General features: G+C 45.2%; 16 protein-coding genes. 13 read left to right on the plus strand and 3 right to left on the minus strand.

The window, feature by feature from the left end; all coding sequences use genetic code 11:
- Positions 1-82: 82 nt before the first annotated feature.
- Together R7Z41_RS07455 and tssH are read right to left on the minus strand one after the other, a co-directional pair.
- On the minus strand, positions 83-1,714 hold the full coding sequence (locus tag R7Z41_RS07455; protein ID WP_206970261.1) for a sigma-54-dependent Fis family transcriptional regulator: 1,632 nt from the start codon (positions 1,712-1,714) through the stop codon (positions 83-85).
- Positions 1,701-4,379 (minus strand): type VI secretion system ATPase TssH, encoded by a 2,679-nt coding sequence (gene tssH, locus R7Z41_RS07460; RefSeq protein WP_206970461.1) that lies wholly within the window; start codon positions 4,377-4,379, stop codon positions 1,701-1,703. The genes R7Z41_RS07455 and tssH overlap by 14 nt, the downstream gene beginning before the upstream one ends.
- Before the next feature lie 456 nt (positions 4,380-4,835).
- Here tssH and R7Z41_RS07465 point away from each other — a divergent pair, with 456 nt between their 5' ends.
- The 13 genes from R7Z41_RS07465 to tssG all read left to right on the plus strand — a co-directional run bounded on the left by R7Z41_RS07465 (position 4,836) and on the right by tssG (position 20,356).
- Positions 4,836-5,354 (plus strand): Hcp family type VI secretion system effector, encoded by a 519-nt coding sequence (locus R7Z41_RS07465; RefSeq protein ID WP_005373415.1) that lies wholly within the window; start codon positions 4,836-4,838, stop codon positions 5,352-5,354.
- Between the two features lie 72 nt (positions 5,355-5,426).
- Positions 5,427-7,505, plus strand: a complete 2,079-nt coding sequence (gene tssI, locus R7Z41_RS07470) for a type VI secretion system tip protein VgrG (RefSeq protein ID WP_225477466.1) — start codon at positions 5,427-5,429, stop codon at positions 7,503-7,505.
- Positions 7,506-7,507: 2 nt separating this feature from the next.
- Positions 7,508-7,990: a hypothetical protein gene (locus tag R7Z41_RS07475; RefSeq protein ID WP_025767908.1), complete on the plus strand. Its 483-nt coding sequence runs from the start codon at positions 7,508-7,510 to the stop codon at positions 7,988-7,990.
- Positions 7,991-8,084: 94 nt separating this feature from the next.
- Positions 8,085-9,404, plus strand: coding sequence for a hypothetical protein (locus R7Z41_RS07480; RefSeq protein ID WP_225477464.1), 1,320 nt, complete (start codon positions 8,085-8,087; stop codon positions 9,402-9,404).
- Positions 9,385-10,377, plus strand: coding sequence for a DUF2169 domain-containing protein (locus R7Z41_RS07485; RefSeq protein WP_170893152.1), 993 nt, complete (start codon positions 9,385-9,387; stop codon positions 10,375-10,377). Before R7Z41_RS07480 ends, R7Z41_RS07485 begins: the two co-directional genes overlap by 20 nt.
- On the plus strand, positions 10,370-11,314 hold the full coding sequence (locus R7Z41_RS07490; protein ID WP_225477462.1) for a hypothetical protein: 945 nt from the start codon (positions 10,370-10,372) through the stop codon (positions 11,312-11,314). Before R7Z41_RS07485 ends, R7Z41_RS07490 begins: the two co-directional genes overlap by 8 nt.
- Before the next feature lie 237 nt (positions 11,315-11,551).
- Complete coding sequence (locus tag R7Z41_RS07495) at positions 11,552-13,552, plus strand: serine/threonine protein kinase (protein ID WP_017633758.1); 2,001 nt, start codon at positions 11,552-11,554, stop codon at positions 13,550-13,552.
- Positions 13,539-15,113, plus strand: a complete 1,575-nt coding sequence (gene tssA, locus R7Z41_RS07500; protein WP_225477460.1) for a type VI secretion system protein TssA — start codon at positions 13,539-13,541, stop codon at positions 15,111-15,113. Before R7Z41_RS07495 ends, tssA begins: the two co-directional genes overlap by 14 nt.
- A gap of 26 nt (positions 15,114-15,139) precedes the next feature.
- On the plus strand, positions 15,140-15,646 hold the full coding sequence (gene tssB, locus R7Z41_RS07505) for a type VI secretion system contractile sheath small subunit (RefSeq protein ID WP_005373381.1): 507 nt from the start codon (positions 15,140-15,142) through the stop codon (positions 15,644-15,646).
- Between the two features lie 8 nt (positions 15,647-15,654).
- Positions 15,655-17,130 (plus strand): type VI secretion system contractile sheath large subunit, encoded by a 1,476-nt coding sequence (gene tssC, locus R7Z41_RS07510; protein ID WP_005373378.1) that lies wholly within the window; start codon positions 15,655-15,657, stop codon positions 17,128-17,130.
- A gap of 61 nt (positions 17,131-17,191) precedes the next feature.
- The gene (gene tssE / locus R7Z41_RS07515) at positions 17,192-17,602 is read left to right on the plus strand and encodes a type VI secretion system baseplate subunit TssE (RefSeq protein ID WP_033906409.1); all 411 of its coding nucleotides are present in this window, start codon (positions 17,192-17,194) and stop codon (positions 17,600-17,602) included.
- 10 nt (positions 17,603-17,612) lie between these two features.
- Positions 17,613-19,361 (plus strand): type VI secretion system baseplate subunit TssF, encoded by a 1,749-nt coding sequence (gene tssF / locus R7Z41_RS07520; protein WP_017820373.1) that lies wholly within the window; start codon positions 17,613-17,615, stop codon positions 19,359-19,361.
- A complete protein-coding gene (tssG, locus tag R7Z41_RS07525; protein WP_225477458.1) occupies positions 19,358-20,356 on the plus strand; it encodes a type VI secretion system baseplate subunit TssG in 999 nt (332 codons plus the stop codon). Before tssF ends, tssG begins: the two co-directional genes overlap by 4 nt.
- 54 nt (positions 20,357-20,410) lie before the next feature.
- Here tssG and R7Z41_RS07530 read toward each other — a convergent pair whose 3' ends face one another.
- Positions 20,411-20,863, minus strand: a complete 453-nt coding sequence (locus tag R7Z41_RS07530; protein ID WP_005373369.1) for an Lrp/AsnC family transcriptional regulator — start codon at positions 20,861-20,863, stop codon at positions 20,411-20,413.
- Between the last annotated feature and the right edge of the window lie 26 nt (positions 20,864-20,889).

The following is a 20,889-nucleotide window of genomic DNA, read 5'->3' on the forward strand; positions in this document are numbered from 1 at the left end:
CTCGCTTCTCGCTTCTCGCTTCTCGCTTCTCGCTTCTCGCTTCTCGCTTCTCGCTTCTCGCTTCTCGCTTCTCGCTTCTCGCTTAACCCGCTGCAGAAATATCGTATTTCTTCATCTTATGGTTGAGAGTGCTCATTGGCAGCGCCAATTGCTCAGCGGCTTTCTTGGTGTGCCAATTGCAGGCATTTAAGCAATCGATGATCACTGTACGCTCGTATTGGCTAACGACGTCCTTAAGGCTCTTTGAAACGTCTTCTAAATCCGCCTGTGCTTGCTGCTCGTAAGCAGGTTGCTCTGGGGTAGGTGAAGCTGCTTTCATGTCGATACTTTGTACATCTTCTGGGATTTGTTCGCCAAACTCAATGTGAGTAATGGTTTCAAAATCGGACAGTAGCACCGAGCGCTCAATGATGTTCTTAAGCTCACGCACGTTACCTGGGTATTGATAGGCAAGGAGCTGTTTACGAACGTTGGCACTTAACCCTGGCGCTTGCGGCAAACCTAGCGTGTTGGTGGTGTGTTGCACGAAATGTTCAGCAAGGGGAATAATGTCCGACTTACGGGCTCTCAGGGGCGGCAATGTAATAGGGAACACATTCAAGCGATAGAACAAGTCGGCACGGAATCCGCCATCTTTGATTTGCTGCATAAGATTACAGTGGGTTGCAGCGATTACGCGAACGTCGACTTCAATCTCTTTGCTGGTACCGATAGGGCGAACTTTACGTTCTTGCAGTACACGCAGTAACTTCGCTTGCAGTAGCATTGGCATATCGCCAATTTCATCTAGGAAAAGCGTGCCGCCGTTGGCTGCTTCAAACAAACCGACTTTGTCTTTGTCCGCGCCAGTGAATGAGCCTTTCTTATGGCCAAAGAGTTCTGACTCTAATAACTGCTCTGGGATGGCGGCACAGTTCTGTACGATCAAAGGTTGTTCTGAACGATTAGAGTTTTCGTGAATGTATTTCGCGATCACCTCTTTACCAGCGCCCGTTTCACCACGCAACAAAACGTCGACAGGAAGAGATAGCACCTTATCAAGACGATTCAAGACATTGAGCATTTCTTCGCTCTCTGCAATAGGACCTTGATAGGCTTTCTGGGTACGCTTTTTGAGTTGAGTGTTCTCACGCATTAGGGCGTGATTGTCGGCATTGAGATTTTTAATCACTTGCCCGTATTGCTCTAACCACACAGCTTGGCGAATATTACTCGCGGCCATACGACAAAACTCAGTCAATGCAGCTTCATTGTCGATAACACTTAAATCGAGTAAGACTAACAGTCCAATGGTTTTGCTTTCGCTATCAATCAAAGGCCAAGCCAATAAGTTCTCGCTTTTTAATCCCAGTGTCTGCTCAGTTTGATAGATGCTTTCGCAGTCATAGCCGTTGTACTTATACAACTCGTTAATCAACACCACTTCACCATTACGAATGGCAAAGTTGAATGGATCGTTCTCACTGGCTGAGTCTAACTGTAATGCTTCCCAAGGGTGGGAAACGATAGTTTTATCGTTATGGTGAGCGGTACTTGGAATCAACGCCTGCCCAGTCTGGTCCAAAACATAAATGATGCCGTGCTTTGCGAGGGTCATTTGTCTCGCAGCGGTCAACACGGCATCCAAGGTTTGGGTAAGCTGGCTGCGATCAGCCAAAGACTGACTGATCGCAAGTAGGGCGTTACTAAGTTCGCTATGGTTAGCTGAACGCATAGGTTAGTGTTCCTTGCTCATCGACAGACACTTCGATTTGCGTATGTGAATCATCCTTGTCATGCACTAATAGCTGAGTCGATAGTTGCGGCAGCAACTGACGGTTGATGACCGCGTCGATGTTACGCGCGCCCGTTTCAGCAAGGCGACAGTTACCTAGTACGAACTCAACCAAGCTGTCTTCGTAGCTTAGCGACAACTTGTGATGGCTCTGTAGACGCTGAGAAACTTTGTTCAGCTTGTGGTGAATAATTTCTGTCATTGCTTCATCAGACAGCGGAACAAATGGTAGTACTGACATACGTGCCAACAGCGCCGGCTTGAAGTGTTGGTTCAAAGTAGGGCGAATAGCTTCTGCGATGATGTTCGCATCGATGTCTTTGGATTGATGAACCAAAGATTCAATCTCGTGCGTCGCAAGGTTACTGGTCATGATGATCAGCGTGTTCTTGAAGTCGATTGTGCGGCCTTCGCCGTCGTTCAGCGTGCCTTTGTCGAACACTTGGTAGAACAGGTTCAACACTTCAGGGTCGGCTTTTTCCACTTCATCAAGAAGAACAACAGAATATGGACGTTGACGAACCGCTTCTGTCAGCATGCCGCCTTCGCCGTAACCTACGTAACCCGGAGGTGAACCGATTAGGCGAGATACCGTGTGCTTCTCTTGGAACTCAGACATGTTGATGGTTGTCATAAAGCGCTCACCACCAAACATTTGATCTGCGATCGCTCGGGCCGTTTCGGTTTTACCCACACCACTTGGGCCAACGAGCAGGAATACGCCGGTCGGTGCGTCTGGGTTACCAAGACCAGCTTTCGTAGTTTGAATGCCTTCAGACAGGGCATCGATAGCGTATTCTTGGCCTTTGATGCTTTGTGTTAGGCTTTCTTTCAGTTTTAGCGTGGTTTCTGCTTCGTCTTGAAGCATCTTACCCATTGGAATACCAGTCCAGTCCGAGATCACATGGCTGACTTCATCTGGGCCCACTTCAAAGTGAACCAGTGGGTTGCCATTGCGGATTACATCTAGCTGTTCTTGGCAGGCCGAAATGGCAATGCGAACGGCTTCTTCATCCATTTCTGCATATGGAGAAACGTCTTGCTCTTGTTCTGAATCTTCGTCTGCAACAAGCTCTTCTTCATTGGTTTCGCCAAAGACCAATTCATGTAAGCGAGAGCGTAGAGCAATCATCTCTTGGATCTGCTCTTTTTCTTTGTGCCATTGCGCTTCTTGTTCTGCTAGCTCTTCTTTCGTTGTTTCCATTGCCAGTTTTAGGTCTGGAATGTTAGCAAGGCTGTGCTTGTCGCCAGTTTGCTGCAGAGCATCACGCTCAAGTGCTTCAAGCTCGCGCTGTTGAGCTGCAAGTTCTTGCTGCAGAGTCTCAACAGAAGCAGGAATGGCATTAAGGCTGATGTTCACTCGTGCACACGCCGTATCTAGTACATCGATCGCTTTGTCTGGCAGTTGACGGCCAGAGATGTAACGAGCAGAAAGTGCTGCCGCAGCAGTGATAGCATCGTCACGCACGTAAACGTTATGTGACTTCTCGTATGCTGGGCGCAGACCACGAATGATCAATGCTGCTTGCTCAGGAGACGGTTCGTCGAGTTTCACCAATTGGAAACGACGCGCAAGAGCAGGATCTTTCTCGAAGTACTTCTTGTATTCCGACCATGTTGTCGCAGCGATGGTTTTCACTTCACCACGCGCTAGGGCTGGTTTTAGCAAGTTTGCCGCGTCGCTGCCGCCCGCTTGGTTACCACCGCCAACAAGGGTGTGTGCTTCATCGATGAAAAGAATGATAGGGGTTGGCGAGTTTTTCACTTCATCCAATACCGCGTTTAGGCGTTTTTCGAATTCACCTTTTACGCTTGCACCTGCCTGCAAAAGACCCATGTCCAAGCCGTAAAGCTCAACACCTTTGAGGTTGTCTGGTACGTCACCTTGTACAATCTTAAGTGCCAAGCCTTCTACTACTGCGGTTTTACCAACGCCCGGTTCACCAACAGCAATAGGGTTGTTTTTACGGCGACGAGCAAGAATGTCCACGATTTGGCGGATTTCTTGGTCGCGGCAGAAAACAGGATCGATTTCGCCTTTGCGTGCTTTACCAGTGAAGTCGGTCGCGAACTTGCTCAGTGCGGAACCATCTTCACGAGCTTGTGTTTTCTCTGAAGTTGCGACTTGCGCCTCAATAGAGTGGCTTGTTAGTTCTGCAAAGTTACGCTTAAGGCTGTCAGGATTTACCGCCTCAAGGATAGAGGCGTAACCATGTTGGCCGTAACGGAGAGGGTTGCTAACAAGAGTAAGGAGTAGAGCGCCAGAGCGGATTTGTGTTTCGGATAGATCTAAAGAAGAAACCAGCCAGCTTTCTTGCAACCATTCGATTAATAAAGCAGAAAAAACAGGTTTGCTGCCATTCCCTTTGGCGTTGGTGTCGAGTGTGGATCGAACCGATTGTCTTAATAAGTTCTCAGAACAATCAAAATGACTTAATAAGACGTCAAAATCACTATTTGGCCTTTCTAATAGACTCAGTAAATAATGCTCAATTTGAACTTCGTTTGCTTTTTCAGAGACTGCAAGTGCAGCGGCGTCTTCTAATGCTACTTTTGCAATCGGGTGTAGACGCTGAATTAATGAAGAAAGGTTTATATTTATCATAGCCATTTTATTCTTTAGAGGAAAAGAGGTAGCAGCTATTATACTAAAAGTGATTGCGTTCTTTTTTTATCAAGATATTTTGACTATCGTTTGTTGGTTATTTTTAATGATTATTGTGACATTAATGTTTGTGGTTATTTTAATGGCGTTGTTATTCTAAATTAATTGATAGTAAAAGTGTCGGATTTGTTAGTTTTAATGACTTTATTTACACGGTTTTATATGGTTATTTTCACTTTTTAAAGTTAGAACAATTTATTATTATCTTAATCCAACTTTTTGGTTTTTTATCCAATAAATTGTACTCAAGATATTAGTGAATAATGTCTTAATTTGTTTAAGTTGTTGTTTTTATTGTATTTTTAAAGTTGGCACGGACTTTGATTATACCAAGTAGTCGCGGTGATAAGCGATTTGGTGATTTAAACAAAACAGATTTTAGAAAAGGAAATAGCGATGCCAACTCCAGCATATATGTCTATCCAAGGTGAGACTCAAGGCCATATTACTAAAGATACTTACTCTGCAGATTCAGTAGGTAACACATGGCAAGAAGCTCACGTTGATGAGTTCCTAGTACAAGAACTTGATCACGTGCTAACTGTTCCACGTGATCCACAAAGTGGTCAGCCAACTGGTCAACGTGTACACCGTCCACTTGTTGTAACTAAAGTTCAAGATCGCTCATCTCCACTACTATTCAACGCACTAGTATCTGGCGAAAAACTTCCTGAGTGTGTGATCCGCTTCTACCGTACTTCAGTTCAAGGTAAACAAGAGCACTACTACTCAATCAAATTGATTGATGCGCTACTTGTCGATATCCAAACTCGTATGAACCACTGTCAAGACGCAGCAACAGCTGACCGCGTGACAGAAGAAGTGCTTAAGTTCACTTACCGTGCGATCGAAGTAACTCACGAAAACTGTGGTACTGCGGGTAACGACGACTGGCGTGCTCCACGCGAAGCTTAATTGCTCGTCGCGTAAAGATTCAGGGCCAACGATTGTTGGCCCTAATTCGATTATTTGTATCAGGTAAAAGATATGGTGAATGACGTAGAATTTAAATTTGAAGTGCCTGGATGTGGGCATGAATTTCGGGTTGAGAGCTTTCATGTTCATGAAGAGTTATCTAAGCCTTTCCACATCAATCTCTCATTACTTTCACTTGATCCAGATATCTCGTTCGATGAGTTAATACGTAAAGCAGGAACATTGACACTTTACGGACAAGGTGTTGGGGCTGCGCGTGTGTTCAACGGCGTGGTGAATGAAGTTCGTTACTTAGGGACTGGACGTCGTTTTTCTCGTTATCAATTAGTCTTGGTTCCTCAAGCTTGGTTCTTATCTCAGCGCCAAGATTGTCGTATTTTCCAGCAAAAGTCAGCGCAAGACATCATCACAGAAGTACTCGATGATGGGGCAGTCACCGATTACCGATTTGAAGTGTCGGGTACTTATCCTCCAAAAGAATACGTTCTGCAATACCGTGAGTCTGACTTGCACTTCGTGCAGCGTATGATGGCTGAACACGGTATGTGGTATTACTTTGACCATAGCGATTCAAATCATACGATGGTCATTGTCGACAGTAATGACGCGATTGCACCTTTGATAAGCTCGCCACTAAATGCTTCTTACATTGGGCCGATTGTTTATCATGCCGATGGTGGCGGTGTTGCCGATCGCGAACATATCTCTGATCTCGAGTTAGTTAACCGCGTTAGAACAGGACAGGTTACGTACACAGATTACAACTACGAACACCCTAAAATTCCACAAGAGATGACACAGGCTGGCGAGCTAGACCAAGATCTCAAGCAGTTTGATTATCCTGGACGATACGTTGACCCGCTGATGGGTCAGGTGAGAACCACGGAGTGGATGTCGGAACACATAGTCGATAATCAACAAGTGGAAGCAACGAGTGACGTAATGCGCTTAGCATCTGGTTACAGCTTTAACGTCAGTGACCACCCGCGTTCTGAGATTAACCGCGATTACCTTATGTTGTCTGTAATGCACACAGGTCAAGATCCGCAAGTGCATGAAGATGAAGCGAGTGGTATGCCAACCACTTACTACAACCAGTTCTCGTGTATTCCACGTGATGTGGTGTTTAAAGCGCCTAAACTAGCAGCACCAGTAGTGGATGGCCCTCAAACGGCGGCTGTTGTAGGACCAGAAGGTGAAGAGATTTACACCGACAAGCTTGGTCGAGTGAAAGTACAGTTCCATTGGGATCGCTACGGTGATAACAACGAACATTCAAGCTGTTGGATTCGTGTAAGCCAATCCATGGCGGCGCCAACATGGGGCGCAGTTTATTTGCCGCGTATTGGCCATGAAGTCGTAGTGACTTTCCTTGAGGGGGATCCAGATCGTCCGTTAGTTACGGGCGCAGTTTACAACGGTTTGCATTTCCCACCGTACTCTTTGCCAGAAAACAAAACTCGTACCACGTTCCGCACGCAAACGCACAAAGGAACAGGTTACAACGAGTTGAGTTTTGAAGACGAAGCGAACCAAGAAGAAGTCTATATTCACGCTCAAAAAGACATGTCGACCAAGGTGCTCAACAACCGTTACCGTGATATCGGTCAAGATGAATTCTTGAAGGTTGCACGTCACCAAACGAATGAAGTTCATGGTGACCATAAAGAAACCATTCATGGACATAAAACGACACAAGTAAACAGTACGTTTACCGAGACAGTCGAGCAAGACGTTACCGTTACATACAACGCGAACGAAGCCCAGTATGTGAAAAACAATTCTGACTTAGAAATTGGTGATAACCGTACGACTAAGATCGGTAAAAATGATGACTTAGATATTGGCGAAAACAGTAACCTTACTATCGGTGCGTCTAAGAGTTCAGATATTGGTGCGGATGATAACCAGACGGTTGGTGGCAACTTAACGGTATCAGTGAAAGGGAACACCGCTTATAAAGCTGATGGTGCAACGCAAATTATCAGTGGCGACAAGATTGTATTGAAAACGGGTGGTTCCTCTTTAGTGATGAACAGTGATGGTTCAATAAAGTTATCAGGCTCGGCTATTACGATCGAAGGCAGTGACAAAGTCGTCGTGAAAGGTGGCAACGTAGTGGTTAACTAACAATGGAAAAACAACCTCTTACAACAGAAGTAATATCAGAGCAGCAAGCCGAATCAACGGCTTGCTTTTCGCGTTTTGGAAGAATAGTGGCTATCAATGAGTCTACGGGCAGTGTGCGAGTTGATTTTGATGGTAACCCATTTAAGCAGCCACTCACTGCGAGACTAGGACGTGGCTTTCGTCGTTCTGAGCTGCAAATGGCTATCGATAATCGATTAAGTTGTCGAGTTGAATTTTTGAACGACGACTTAAGCTTGCCTCTTGTGACGGACATTTTCTTCTCCATTCTGGATGACTCTGACGAGTTTGTATTGCGAGCGAAGAAGATGGTTATCGAGACAGAACAAGAGTTGGTAGTCAAAAGTGGTGAGACAGAAACTCGCTATAGCGGGCGCGATGGACGAATTACCACTAAAGCGAAGTACGTCACTTCTCAAGCAGAAAAAGCACAAAAAATTCAAGGCGGAACGATCGCAATTAACTAATTACCTAGCATTAGCTAATTTACGTCGAGTTAGCTAATTACTTTGTATTAACTAATTGCAATCGCGTTATGGCACGCTAATAACGGATAACTAGATGCGACAAAGAATCGGTGTCGAGCACCTAAAGGCACCCATAACCAATCAAGAAGTCGAAGGCGCGTTAGCAAAAGCTGATCGCGCTGTGAATGACCTTTCCCAGTTGCCAGTAACATGGCTGGATTTCTGTAATGAAAAGCTGTCCATTGCTTCTGAAAGTATCGGGTTTTTAATCAGGCAGCGAGTTCAAATTCACAAAAGGGGTTATCCAAGTCGTGAGTTGGCGTATCTCAAGCTGATCGAACGCCAAATTGAAGAACTGAAGCAGGTGTACTTGTCGTTTTATCGGCTAGCACCGGGGGTGATTCATCAGTTAAGAGGCCAGGAGCCAGAAATCTACAGCTGGCTGATGCTACAGGGCGAGTTGGGCTCAGAGTTGGATAACCTTTTGTGCGGATTGAGTTTACTCGAAGATATTGACGCTAAAACCGCAATGGTCATTGCCGTACAATCTCCGGTTGAATCTATGGATAGCACGCTTTCGGAGCTTATTGAGGGCAATGCGACATCCAGTGCGTTTTACTTTGAATGCTTACGTGTACGTCAAACATTAAGTGTTTCTCTCATCAAGCGCTGGCACAAAGCCAGCATCATTAGCTCTCAAGTTGCTTTGCCACTGCTCGTTTTACAAGACGTAAAAGAGGGGATTGATTGGCTTAATGACAATGCAGGCAGCGAACAATATCTATTTGAACGTTTGATTACCAAACGTGACAGAGGCACTTGGTTCCGTCAGTGCTTTGGCATCGAACCAAATAGATTACCATCAGCGCAAGTGCTCACTTACGCCAAGTTGCTTGAGTTAAAAGAGTTTGAGGCGTTTGATATCTCTTCTTCATTAGCACCTGTTGATTTTGCGCTGGGTGGTAATTGGAAACTGGTGCCCCAAATCATCGAGCACTTGGAAAGTCTGGAGGAAGCTGAAGGTGAAATTTGGCTTCAAGCCTTGTATGTCGTCTACGGAAAGCTTCTTCCTCTGACTCCGCAAGATGTTGGTGTCGAGTATGAATGGGAAGAGATCGTCGATCTGCTCAATGAGTGGGTGGAAGATGAAAAATACATCCAAAATCTACCAAGCCGCTTGGGTTACGCATTGAGCTTCGAGTCTACGTTAGCTGCGATGCAAGATGCTAACGTTGATGTGCTGTTCCGAGATTGGCTATGGCGTCAACTCTGTATTCAATCCAGAGCCTACGTGCCTTGGGATATGGCAATGCCGATTCATCAACAAGACTGGAACTTCAACAATTTAAAGGCCGCACCTTCTGCGAGCGAACGATTCAACTTAAGGAATAGCAATGCAGTTATGGGATATTGAGGCGCACCCTGAGCTATCACTTAAAGGTCGTTTTCAACGTGACGAAAACGGCGATGAAGTCTGGGTTGTAGTCGCCAAACGCACATGGCAATTCGATGGTGTGGTTTGGCACGAATTAGGTGAAAGTGAAATCTTCGATGATCCCCAATATTTGGGCGAAGAAGGCTTCTCTGCGATGAAAGTTGACCACGAGTTCGCGTATACCAAAAACAACACAGATGTACTTGTTTACGGCAAAGCGCGCAGTTACGCGAAAAAGCCAGTGACATACCAAGAGTGTCGCGTGTTGATTGATGGTCATATCGATAAGATTCTCGCTATTCACGGGGAACGCGTATGGGTTGAGCATGCTGGCAGTATCACGCTGAGCAATCCAGTCCCATTTATTGAAAAAGACATTGATTACACTTGCGCGGTAGGCGGTGATTTACGTAACCGAATAGGTGGTGGGGTTGCCGACTCCAACAAAGAATTGCTTGAACAGAAAGTACCCTCGATTTTTTATCCCCGAGAGGACTGGAGTGCCGCCGCGAAAAAGCTACGCGTTGCGGGGTTCGGGCCTGTGCCTCCGTTCTTTGAGTCGCGCCAGAAGCTGGCCGGCACGTTCGATGACGATTGGATTGAGAATCGCAAGCCAATGTTGCCACTCGATTTTGATAAGCGGTTCTTCCAAAGCGCGCCTATTGATCAACAGTGCAAAGGCTTCCTTCGTGGGGGGGAGCGTTTGATGATGAGTGGTTTTTGTCATGATGACACGCTTTCATTTCGAATTCCTAAAGAAAAATACCGTGCGATCGCGACGTTCAAAGATCAAAGTTATCAAGCTGATATGGCGATGTACACCTTATTCGTTGATGCGGAAAAGAAAACTATATCAATCAGTTACACCGCTGCGTTTCCTTGTCAGGGCAAGGAGCATTTGTTGGTGTCGACATCCATCACTAAGTTGGAAGAGGTAAGCGAGCATGCATAATTCAACAGGCCGTTACGTGCTAGGGATGGAAGTGATGACGCCAACCGGTATGAATTTAGATATTGCTAGTGCAGTTTCGTATGCTGATTTAGGAAGATTCGACCAATGTGTAGGGGATGATGGTATCGAGCGTTTTACTTACGCCAAAATCGAATACACCAAAGAAAGTGAGCAGTTTGAAAAAACGTGTGAGTTAATCACCCACTTGCTTGATTCATTATTAGCACAGTTACCACGTTCATTGAGACCAATACCTTTGCTTATAGCGGTGCCTGTGTCTGTTTCTCTAGTAAAGGTGCAAGAATGGCTTGGTGAAAGTAACTATGCTGAATTTCTCTCTGTGGTGAATGCTGTTCATGCCAGTGGGCCTAGTTTCGTTCTCCAGGCCATGAAATCATTGGATAAATATGATGCTATGATGTGTATCAGTGTCGATTCCTTGGTGAGTTCGATGCAAACACTCATCGACGATGCGATGGTAATTAGTACCAATAATCCATGGGGCGTTATTCCGAGCGAGGGTGGGGCGGGTTTAATTCTTTGTCGAAAAAACACCGTAGAAACATTGAAACTTAAGCCTCAAGCGCAGCTTGGCTACATTGATACGGAATTAAACACTTCAGACCGAAGAGGCATGTTTCGACTTGTTCAACGTGCGAGTAAAAAGCTCGATTCATTTGGTGAAGTGTATTCCGATATGACGAACCTGCGCATGCATTCGGAAGATTACGGCTTTGCTCTGGGGGCGAAAGCAGAACGATTCACGAACCCAGAACAACCGCAGCTTATCAATGAGTTGTGGGGCACAATGGGTAGTTGTTCTTCTCTCGCTTTAATTGCCTTTGCGGTCAGAGAGCACCACTTTAAGCAACCAACTACATTGTTAATGTTCGACTTTCATGGTGACAAAGGAGTTCTCCAATTACTGCAATGTTAGTGGGCACTCATCGATCAAATGGCAATGAAAATATACTCATATTATTAGGTTGAAGTTTGTAACACGAAAAAGCGTATAACTCATGCAGTGAAAGCGTAAGTAAAAAGGTCTAATAAGTTAGTAATAATAACTAAAATAATAGGCTTACTGTTTGTTTTAAATACCAACCTTGATACAAGTACGTTCAAGAAAATATTATTCAACTCTAATAATATTTATTCTATGAAAGAGTACTAAGTGTCTAATAATCAGAGTACAGCCAAAGGATATATCGATCAGTTGGTTGTTAAAGCTATTGAGAAAAAGAAACTGAATGAGCAAAGGCTAGCAGAAAAAAATAAGCCGAAGCTTGAGTACGTGCTTTTTTCACAGTTTGATGTATTAGACAAGCTTCCTTCTAAAAATGGTAAGACAACGGTTTACCATCTTGCAAAAAAAGGGCAGCCAGAGAAGCAAATCTGTTGCAAAGTTATCAATGATGACTCGCCAGAATTTGCGAGCAAAATGTTGATTAACGAAGCGAGCAGGCTGGAGCTTTCTCAACACCCTAGCGTGGCTAACTTTGTAAAAATCGGCAACGAATTCGAACGCCCATATTTGATGTACGAGTGGATCCAAGGTGAATCACTGGCAGAAAAAATGGAGCGTCATTCTTCTAAAGGCTTCCGCCACGACCACATCGCTTGGTTGGTGTATCAACTCGCTGGCGCTCTAGAGTTTATGCATACAAGAGGTATCTGCCATCTTGATATTAAACCATCTAACGTATTAGTGAGTGAAGGCGATTACGTTAAGCTCATTGATTTCGGCGCTGCTCGTTACATTGGAGAGACAGAACCTTACGCAGAAGCAAGCTTGAGCTACGCTTCCCCTCTTTATATAGAAACTGGCATCGCGGAACCGCAAGATGATGTTTACTCTCTCGCTTTGCTCGCTGGACACCTATTTTTAGGATCAATATTTGGTGATGCTTGGAATAAGCAGTTAAAAGATCGAAAGCGTCCGGCTTTGATCCCGGCTCATATTTGGAAATTGCTGAAAGAAGTCATCAACAAACCAAGAGGGCATGGCTATACCGCTATTTCTTTTGCTCAACAGTTAGCGCGAATCGATACGCAATCAATTAGCTCAAATTCTAACGCACCAATTTTCAGTAGCTTGCGTAACGCGGACTTGCTGCTTACACACTGTAAGCCAAATGATAAAACGGCGTATGGTCGCTTTAAAATATTAGAGGCGAGCTTAGTGTTGAGTGTGCTGGCAACAGCAGGAAGTTATTTGTATCAACAGAATAAAGATCAATTGGATGCCATTTTTTCCCGAGGTGTCACTACTGTAACTCACGTTATTACGCCCTCTGAAACGGCTTCTTTTTTGGCTCAGCCTCCATGGAAAATCAAAGAAGAATTGTCTCAAGCTACTCAGAGTATTGATATGACAGTAGCTTATCGAACAGCATATCAAGCTCAGCAGTTAAGCCTCTCGAATTTATATGAAGAAAAACAGGCTCAGTTAACGTCGTATCAATCGTTAGCGGATGGCTTACCAATGGCATTAGTCGAATTACGTAAGGAGCTTGTCACCTTGCGAGAAACCCTTGTTCGTGACGGTGCCCTGTTTCCATATGCGGATGAGGCGTTGACTAAAGTGATGTCTGGATTAAATGTCGCGTCTATCGATTCCATGAAAGTATCTGCCATAGCTGGCAGTCGAGATAAGCAGATTGCTCGCTTAATTTTAGATGGTGAAGCTAAGCTCGCAGAAAATGAAATGAAAGAGGCATGGTTATTAAACCAGTCACAAGCCTATTTCTACAACCAAATCTTACCAAAGGCTGTGATGGAAAATATTAATGACTCCATCGATAAACATGCAGAGGCGCACTTTTACACCAAAGCAATTGAAGAAGCTGAATTAGCCAAAGCCTACTTCGGTAATACGCCAGAACTAGACAAAAAAATAAAGGATTTAATCGTCGCAAGAAGCGAATTTATTTTGTTTAGCACCGTGATGGAGCAATCCGTTTACGACAAACAAAAGCTACATGAATCCCTTGCCGATTTAGAACGGAATGCACCAAGCAAATTTACAGAAATCACGAAAATTCTAGATAGCATGGCGTCGGATGCGATAGAGCAGAGCCATCGGTTATCTAAGCCAGCAAATGGCGCAATTGCGGTAGCGCGTGCGTTGAGAGATTACTTGACTGAAGGAGACGTGAATTTTGTCCAACATTGATATCGATCGTCTGCTTAATCCTATTTCTGATGAATCTCCAGTGGGAAACGATGCCCGTTACGAGTTTTGCTACGAAATGATGGAGTCCGAAGTGAAGAAATTCGGTTCCTTGTTTGGCGAAACAGTAGATTGGAGCGTGGTAAAAACGCACGCGACTGAAGTTCTAGAGCACCACAGTAAAGACTTAAAAGCCATTTGTTACCTCGTTCGCGCGCTAACAGAAGAGTTTGGTCTGCAAGGCTTTGAACAAGGTCTAAAGCTGCTTAGTGAGGCGTTAAGTCGCTTTGGCGTTGAATTGTATCCTTCGCGAAAGCGGGGTCGAGATGGCGCGGTTGAATGGTTGAACCATCAGTTTAAACTGGTCAGCAGCAAGTTAGCGGAAAGCGCTCAGTCATGGGATTTGGTATCAAACTGCATTTCGACTATTGAAGAAGTGCAGCGCCAGTACGACGAGGTTTACCAAGACTCAGAAGCGGATTTCTTTGAGATTCGCACTCAACTCAATGTTTTATCTCAACAAGCGGCGGCTGATGAGCAGAGCGATGATGCAGTCGTTAACGTTGAACAAGCGGCGCCTGCACCAGCTACGCAGTCTGCTGCCGAAGAAACGCCAGCGCAGAATGAAGTGCAAACCGCACCGGTGAAGGCGGTTCCGCCGGCCCCTAAACCTGCGCCAGTTAAGAAAGCGGTAGCAAAAGAAGTCGATGTCGATACGGACTTCTCTTCGCCTACGGCTTCTAAGCGCACCTTGAAGAAGGTTGCGGAAGTCATGCTTCATGCGAACCCAAGTGATCCGCTGGCTTACCGGATTTATCGTCATCTGACTTGGGATGACATTGATGGTCTACCCGACCACCAAAATAATCAAACGCCTTTGAGCTTGGCAGTGTCGTCCGATCAACAAGCGGAATACCGAGATAAAGCTGACCAAGAAAGCGACATCGACACCATTAAGCGTTTGGAGCGCACATTAACGGATGCGCCGTTTTGGCTGACGGGCCATTACTTCGTGTATTCGATGCTTAATAACTTGGGCTTTGATGATGCAGCGCTTGCTGTGAAACAAGAAGTGACGCGTTTTGTTGAATCGCTAGAGGGCATCGAGCACCTCTCATTTAAGAATTCTATACCATTTGCAGATGAAGCGACCTTGAGCTGGTTATCGACTCAAGATACTACTTCTTCGACTTCTCAACCCGTTGTTCAAACGGTTGTGATTTCGCAGGAAGACTCGCTGCCAATGGAGGATATCACTCTAGAAAATCTAGGGGAATGTGCCGCAGAGCTTGCCCACAAACTTGAGCTGGATAGCTCGGGACGAGGGCAGTTCATGCTGTATTTACAATTGATAGCAGCTTACCAGTCTGTTGGATTATACCCGTTGTGTTTGCCGTATCTTGAGAAGGGGTGGGAAGTACAAAAAGCGTTTAATCTCGCGAGCTGGGAACCCCACTTATCGTCACAGTTAGAAGACCTAATTCGAAAAACACTCCATCGGTTATTTGGAAGCAAGGATCTTCTACCTGAGAAGTATGAAGAGTGGAAAGCAATTTACGACTAATTAAAGAGTTAGATAAGGAACGAATTATGTCACGTGACGGCTCGGTGGCTCCTAAAGAGCGAATTAATATCCGTTATGTTCCAGCAACTGGCGATACGCAAGAAGACGTAGAGCTGCCGCTAAGCATGATGGTAGTTGGCGACTTTACTGCGCGTGCAGATGAGACACCAATTGAAGAACGTACTCCAATTAACATCGACAAAGACAACTTTAACGAAGTGCTAGAGGGCATGTCTCCAAACGTTAAAGTCAACGTTGAAAACCGTCTTTCTGATGAAGAAGGCGGCCAGATTGGTGTTGATCTGACCTTCCAAAACATGAAGGACTTCTCTCCTGAAGCGATCGCGAAAAGTGTACCTGAACTAAACAGCCTACTTGAGCTTCGCGAAGCCTTGGTTGCACTTAAAGGTCCTCTAGGAAACGTGCCTGCGTTCCGTAAGAAGATCGCATCGGTTCTTCAAGATGAAGAAGCGAGAAAGAAACTGTTGGATGAACTAAGCATTGGCAACGACCAAGACGCGAAAGAAGAGTAAGGGATATCATGTCTGCAGAAGCACAAGCGCCAGAACAAGAAGCAGCCTTAGTTGAATCAGGCTCACTTCTGGATAGCATTCTTAACGAAACACGTTTAAAGCCAAGTGATGAAGGTTTTGACGTTGCAAAACGCGGCGTAGAAGCATTCATCAGTGAGCTACTAAGCAGTTCGAACACAGAGAAAGTCGACCAATCTCTGGTTGATCTGATGATCTCTGAAATCGACCAAAAATTGTCTAAGCAAGTTGATGCAATTCTTCACAACGAAGAAGTTCAAGCGATTGAATCAACGTGGCGTGGCCTTAAGTACCTGGTTGATCACACTGACTTCCGCGAGAACATTCAAATTGAACTGATCTCTGCGAAGAAAGACGAAGTTCTTGATGACTTCGAAGACGCTCCAGAGGTGGTGAAGTCTGGCCTGTACAAGCAAATCTACACACGTGAATACGGCCAGTTCGGTGGTAAACCTGTTGGCGCCGTCATTTGTGATTACGCTATGTCAGCTTCGTCGCCTGACATCAAATTGATGGAATACATGGCTAACGTAGGTGCAATGTCTCACGCACCATTCATCACGTCGGCATCGGCTAAATTCTTTGGTCTAGACAGCTACGAAGAGCTGCCAAACCTAAAAGATCTGAAGTCTGTATTCGAAGGTCCACAGTACGCGAAATGGCGTGGTCTGCGTGAGCACGAAGATGCGCGCTACCTAGGTCTATGTACGTCTCGCTTTATGCTACGTACACCTTACTCTGTTGAAGATAACCCAATCAAGGCGTTTGACTACGATGAGCAAGTAACAGACAGCCATGATAACTACCTATGGGGCAACTCAGCGTACGCGATGGCGTCTAAGATCAGTGAATCATTTGCTAAGTACCGTTGGTGTCCGAATATTATTGGTCCTCAAAGCGGTGGTACTGTACAAGATCTACCGGTTTACAACTTTGAAGCTATGGGTCAAATCGAGACTAAGATCCCAACCGAGATCCTGGTTTCTGACCGTCGTGAGTATGAGCTAGCAGAAGAAGGTTTCATTGCGCTAACCATGCGTAAAGGTTCTGACAATGCGGCGTTCTTCTCTGCAAACTCTGTTCAAAAACCAAAAGTGTTTGCGAACACGCCGGAAGGCAAACAAGCCGAGATGAACTACAAGCTAGGTACTCAGCTTCCTTACATGTTCATTATCAACCGTTTAGCGCACTACATAAAAGTGCTACAGCGTGAGCAAATTGGTTCTTGGAAAGAGCGTTCTGACCTAGAAATCGAACTGAACAAGTGGATTCGTCAATACGTTTCTGACCAAGAGAACCCGCCAGCGGAAGTTCGTGGTCGCCGCCCACTTCGCGCTGCGAAGGTTGAAGTATCAGACGTAGAAGGCGATCCAGGCTGGTACAAAGTATCGATGTCTGTACGTCCTCACTTCAAGTACATGGGCGCAAGCTTCGACTTGTCTCTAGTTGGTAAGCTAGACCAATAACCCATTACTGAAACCATCAAGCAGCCAGTGAAGACTGGCTGCTTTTTTCGTAGGATCGCATATGGAAAAAGGTTACCGTCTTTTAGAGCGGATCGAGCTAGGAGAACCCAAAAACTGCTACGAGAAAGTGGTGTCTCATAAGCATTTGATTGAATCCATTCACTCGCATCTCGCTGACTTGTTGAATACGCATTCCGGCAACGCAATGATCGACAATGAGTATGGTCTGCCAGATTTTAACGACGTACTTTCTAACAACACAAACCTCGTTCGCCATATTCAAAAAAACATCACGTCAACCATAGAACGCTTTGAGCCCCGACTGTTTAATGTCGAGGTTCATTACCGTGAAGACCACCATAATCCATTACAACTCGGCTTTGGTATTCGCGGCGAAGTTTCCCATAACGGCGGTAAAGTCCCAATGTCGATCGATGTCTACATGGGAACCGACGGCCAATTTAACGTTTAGTAGGTGCCACTTGAGTAACAGTAAATACTTTCAAGATGAACTCACGTATTTACGCGAGTCGGGTAGTGAGTTTGCCAAATATCATCCGAAGTTAACTCACTTTCTCTCTGAAGGAACTTTTGATCCAGATGTCGAACGACTGCTGGAAGGTTTTGCTTTTTTGACCGGACGCATCCGCGAAAAGATTGACGATGAACTTCCTGAGCTAACGCAATCTCTGATGACTTTGCTGTGGCCACATTACATGCGTTCGATTCCGTCTTTGTGTATTAGCGAACTAAAACCGCATACCGGAAGTGTTACTGAGAAAACCGTGGTGAAACGTGGTGCGGAAATGGCCAGCGAGCAGGTAGAAGGCACGCAGTGTTTGTTCCGTACTTGTTATGACGTCAATCTATACCCAATTACGATTACTAACATCGAACAAACTAACAGCCGCACCAGCTCGATGATTGATGTGACGTTATCGACGGAGCATGGCCTTGAGCTGTCTCGGATAGGTTTAGACACGCTGCGATTGCACCTGCATGGTGAGATTCATATTACTCGCACTGTCTTCTTATGGCTGTTCCGCTATCTAGATCACGTCGAGTTGGATGTTGGTGGCGGCTACAAACATCGTTTAGGGCCAGAATACGTTAAGCCAGTCGGGCATGAAGAGGACGAGGCGCTGTTGCCTTACAGCAAAAATTCCTTTGCAGGCTACCGTTTGCTGCAAGAATTCTTCTCTTTGCCAGATAAGTTCATGTTCTTCGACATTAAAGGCTTAGAGTGGCTAAAAGGCATTCCACAGCGCAGTACGGTCAAAATCAAATTCCACTTTAAGCGTGCTTTGCCTTCAGAGGTGGTGCTTAAAGATAAACACTTAAGGTTGCACTGCACACCTGCCGTTAACTTGTTTGAAAAAGACGGCGATCCAATCCGTTTAGAGCATCGACGAAACGAGTACAAGGTGCGTCCACAAAGTAACACTCAAGAGCATTACGAGGTTTATTCCATTGAGCAAGTGGAGAGCTGGAGTAAAGACGAGCGTCGCCGAAAACCACTGATTGAATTTGAATCGTTTGAGCACCAAATCAACCAGCGTGATAAGCGAGAGTTCTACAAATCCAAAGTGGGCGAGCGAGTAAGCGGAAGAGGGTTAGAGCGCTATATCTCATTCCATACTCACAATGGCGACATCGCGGATTTAGGGACTGAAACAGTATTGATGAAACTGCAATGCAGTAACGCGGACTTAGCGGAGCGCCTGTCAGTAGGAGATATCACGTACGCGACGCACAAGTCGCCAACGTATGCGACGTTTAAAAACATTACTAAGCCAACACAGTCAGTAAGTCCTCAGGTTAATGGTGAACTTCAATGGCAGCTGATTGCCAATATGTCGCTTAACTACTTGTCTTTAGCGAATATCGATGTGTTGAAAGTGTTGCTCTCGACTTACGACTTCCATTCTCGTGTTGATAGACAAGCCCACCGCGCGTCGATTCATCGACTTGATGGCATTATTTCTTCAGAGATGAAACCAATCGATCGCGTATTTCGTGGTGTATCTGTGCGTGGTAACCAATTCAAGCTCGTGACGGACTCTAAGTTCTTCGTAAATGAAGGCGATATGTTCCTTATGGCCACGGTATTGAATGAATTTATCCGTTTGTATTCGAGTGTGAACTCCTTTACCGAACTAGAGGTGTTCGATGAAGCGACGGGCGAGGTTTACAACTGGGCAAGCCTAATCGGGCAGCAGACGATACTATGATTAACACACTTTCTGATAAGTCGAATGAGTTTAGTTTCTACCAAGCGGTGTTGCTGTTAGAGAAACACTACCAGCTGGAGCCAAACTCAAATTTTGTTGCCGTGGGCGAGAACAAATACTTCCATCAAGAGCGAATTGAGTTCAGCGTGTCGCCAAACCTGTGCTTTCCAAAGAGTGATATGGACTTTATTACTCATATGGAAAGAAACGGAAAGCAATATTCACGTATTGAGACGAACTTTCTTGGCTTGCATGGTTCAAGCTCGCCCCTGCCAGCGTCTTACACTGAGAAACTCGTCGGTCGTGATCCCGATGATAACCCAGTGAAGGATTTCTTCGACTTTTTCCACAACCGCTATACAAGCTTACTGTATCGTGTTTGGAAGAAATACCGATATCACGTGCAGTACAAAAGCGGGGCGAGCGATGCGTTTTCTGGGCGCATACTGCATTTGGCTGGTCTGTCAAGCGTTATGCAAGATTGTGAAGTAGCGGAGTTAGATCGAGCGAAAGTTCTGTCTTACGTGAACCAGTTATCTACGCGTACGCGCTCACCCAAGCTTATTTCCGGTATTGTTTCGCACTACTTTTCACTGCCGAATGTGCGAATCGAAGAATGGGTTTATCGGCGGGTCGAGATTGCAGAAAGCCAACGTAACAAACTCAACCGCTCCAATTGTGTATTGGGGCAAAGCTTACACTTGGGACAAAGCATTGCGGATTTGAACGGCAAGTTTAACTTGTGTATCGACAACATTGATTTTGAAACGTTTAAGCAGTTTTCCTACGATGGTGAGTTACATAAGACGCTGGTGGGCTTGATGCGTTTTATTCTGCGTGACCCAATGTCGTGGGACCTAAAGTTGACAGTTAACCTAGGCAGTATTCCAGAAAACAAACTGGGTAATGGAGAAGGGAACCAACTAGGTCAAACGTTCTGGCTAGGAAACCCAGGTGATAAAGACGCCAAAATTCGACTTATCGGAAGTATATAAGAAAGCCGCTCAACGAGCGGCCCTTTATGTTTTCCTCAAAGAGGTCAGAAAAGCTTAACGACTGATCGGCTGATGCAGTACAACGGTAGTATCAAGCCTTTGAATGCCGTTAAATGATTCAATTTCATTACAAAGATGATGAATAGACTGCAGGTCGGGCGCTTCAATTAGGGCAATAATATCAAAGTTGCCACCAACAACGCTCGTTAAGCGAACCTCAGGGATTTCTTTAAGTGCATTCGTTACATCATTCTTCTTACCCTTTTCACAAGAGATCAGTAGATAACTAGCGGCTTTTCGCCCTTCATTTTCTACACGAATCTGTGCGGTATAGCCTTTGATAATACCGGTCTTTTCTAAACGATTAATTCTTTCTGCTACTGCTGTTCGAGACAAACCAATGTTTCGGGATAGATTCGCAATCGACTCTCGCCCATTCGACAATAGACTTGAAAGTATTTTTCGATCTAATTTATCTAAACCTTGTAAAGTCATGTTTGAAATCATGTGTTCTGCCTATTTTGTTTTTATAT

Source organism: Vibrio sp. 1457 (assembly GCF_033340195.1).
Classification (GTDB): Bacteria; Pseudomonadota; Gammaproteobacteria; order Enterobacterales; family Vibrionaceae; genus Vibrio; species Vibrio alginolyticus.